The organism is Ancylothrix sp. D3o, assembly GCF_025370775.1.
Taxonomy (GTDB): Bacteria; Cyanobacteriota; Cyanobacteriia; order Cyanobacteriales; family Oscillatoriaceae; genus Ancylothrix.
The window spans coordinates 1,539-3,716 of the sequence record NZ_JAMXEX010000084.1; the positions used below are offsets into that span (position 1 = coordinate 1,539).

At 42.7% G+C, this 2,178-nt stretch carries 1 protein-coding gene and 1 pseudogene; both read left to right on the top strand.

The annotated features are described in order from the left end of the window. On the top strand, positions 1–627 hold a 627-nt coding region (locus tag NG798_RS27040), incomplete at its 5' end, for a hypothetical protein (protein WP_317619645.1). 10 nt (positions 628–637) lie between these two features. Further along, positions 638–2,178, top strand: a pseudogene (locus NG798_RS27045) (hypothetical protein); the annotation flags it as partial.

Genomic DNA, 2,178 nt, shown 5'->3' on the forward strand with positions numbered 1-2,178 from the left:
GAAATTATCCAGAAAGCTTGGCTAGACAATCCCGCTTTTGTCACCCTAGATGCTGATGGTTGTCTGGAAGGATTAGCCAAAAAATGTGAGACCAATAGACCGGCTACCCTCGTCCACTTAAAGCTGATTGAACGCTTAGACTTTGAAGGATTACCTGCTGCTAATCACTCCCTATTAACTTTAGTGTCAAATGGTTCTGGTGGTTCTCAGGTTTACCTGTTTAAAATTCATCCCTCCGATAAAGTAGGTTACTACACTGTTCAAATTGTTGGACAGAATTTTACACAAGCAAGGCAAACATTAATACCTCAACAAGCTTACCAGAATTTCACACAGACAAGGCAAACATTAGCACCCACAGTTTCTAACCCTACCATACAACCAACAGAAATCCCTAGAATTTCTACAATTTCTATACCAGGGATTGAGCAAGGAATTAAAGTGGCGCTTGGGCGTTCTCTTTTAATTTCGGGTTCTCAACTGTGGAATCGAATCAATGATTTTCTTTCTCGTATAAAGGCCGGTCAATCCCCAGAGATGGCAATGCGAGCAGCGGGGATTTCTCAAGATTTGGTGATGAAATTACAGCAATTGGGTTCTCAAGATATCAGAGCCAATCAAATTTAGTGGGGGATTTATGTTTAGGATAAATTTAGTTTGGCGAACGTTGTATTGGTTTCTTTTTGGATTAGCCCTGACTTTGTTTTTATCAGGTTTGTTACTGATGCGGAGTGAAAGAGGGTTTTCTCAAACTCCGATATCTCCATCTACACCGGCACCACCGGGTAGCCAAATTGGTAATCCAGAAGCGCCGGTGTCTACCCTTTCATGGAATGGGGTAGCGCTTCCTGATTGGGGTCAAATTACTTTTAGTTCCATGCCTCCAATAACAGAAGGGGGAAGTTTTACTGCCACACCGGATATGGTAAGTCGGTTGGGATATGACCCTTCCAGAAGTTGGCAGAGGGGCCAAAATCCAGCAACTTTTACCATGATTGGAGATTTTCAAGATTCGTTTCGGCTACAAGAATTTGATTTATCTAAAATTGGTGAATTTGTTGGGCAAACTTTTGATAATCTACGCCTTTCAGATTTTGGGGTAATGAAATTTCAAAACCTCCAAAGTTTAGTTGAGGCGGTTCCGGGGTTGGGTGATTTCCCAGTAAATCAAGTTAAACCCATACTTGATTTGCTAACTGCACAAGTTCCGATGGGTGTAGACTCTTCCCAAACCCTCTCCCAATTGCTGACAAATTCTCCACAATTAGGGGAACTACCATTAGCTTCTTTACCCCTGGAACAATATCCAATTAGCGATATCCCTAACTTACAACTAGCACAGTTAGGTAACTTTCAGAATTGGCAAGCTGTGCCGATTGAACAAGTACCAGGATTGCCAGACGTTCCTTTTTCAGAATTTCCTAATCCTATAATGCCGGTGGGTACTTCAACCGGCCAGGTTGATATTGTCTTTGGCAACAAAGAACACCGCACCACCCGCACGATGTCAGGTTCAGATGTGGAAGGGTTTAGTGTCCCCTGTTATCAAGATTGTGCTCATGTTGAATTTTCTGGTAATGAATCAGTGCGTGGTCATCAATGGGTATCGGGTAAATACCAAGAAGTTAAAGGTGGTCAGGGGATTTTAGCATCTGTTAATAATGGGATGGAACCAACTGGCCGGCATCCCTTTGGAGAAGTAATGAAGGTGGCAATTTGGGATGTCTCTGAAACACAAGGCCGATTTAATACTGCCCTATTTTTCCGCATTTGTATTCGTAACGCTTTTGTTGATTTGGGTTGCACTCCCTACTTTATTGGGCCGGTTCCTTGGTTCAGCTATGAAGAAAAAAGCAGCATGGTGTTTTTAGGGCCGGCTGACTGGAAAGATTCTCAAACTTCGGGGGGAAGTGTTAGTACGAATGCAGCAGATCCTTCTACTGAACGACGCAATAACTCGGAATCAAGAAGTTTCAATGGCCAAAGTTTCACTCAACAACAATCGCTTAATTGTGTAAGTTATGGAGGCGTAAATATGTCTGCTTTATCAACTGCTATTTCAGATATTGAAGGCGATTATGATTCAGTCGGGGCGTGGTCTTGTGTAGCCGGTAATTGTGGTCGTCCTTTAGGAACTCATCAAATGATGTCCTACCGCGAAGATGTTCGTAAAACTAT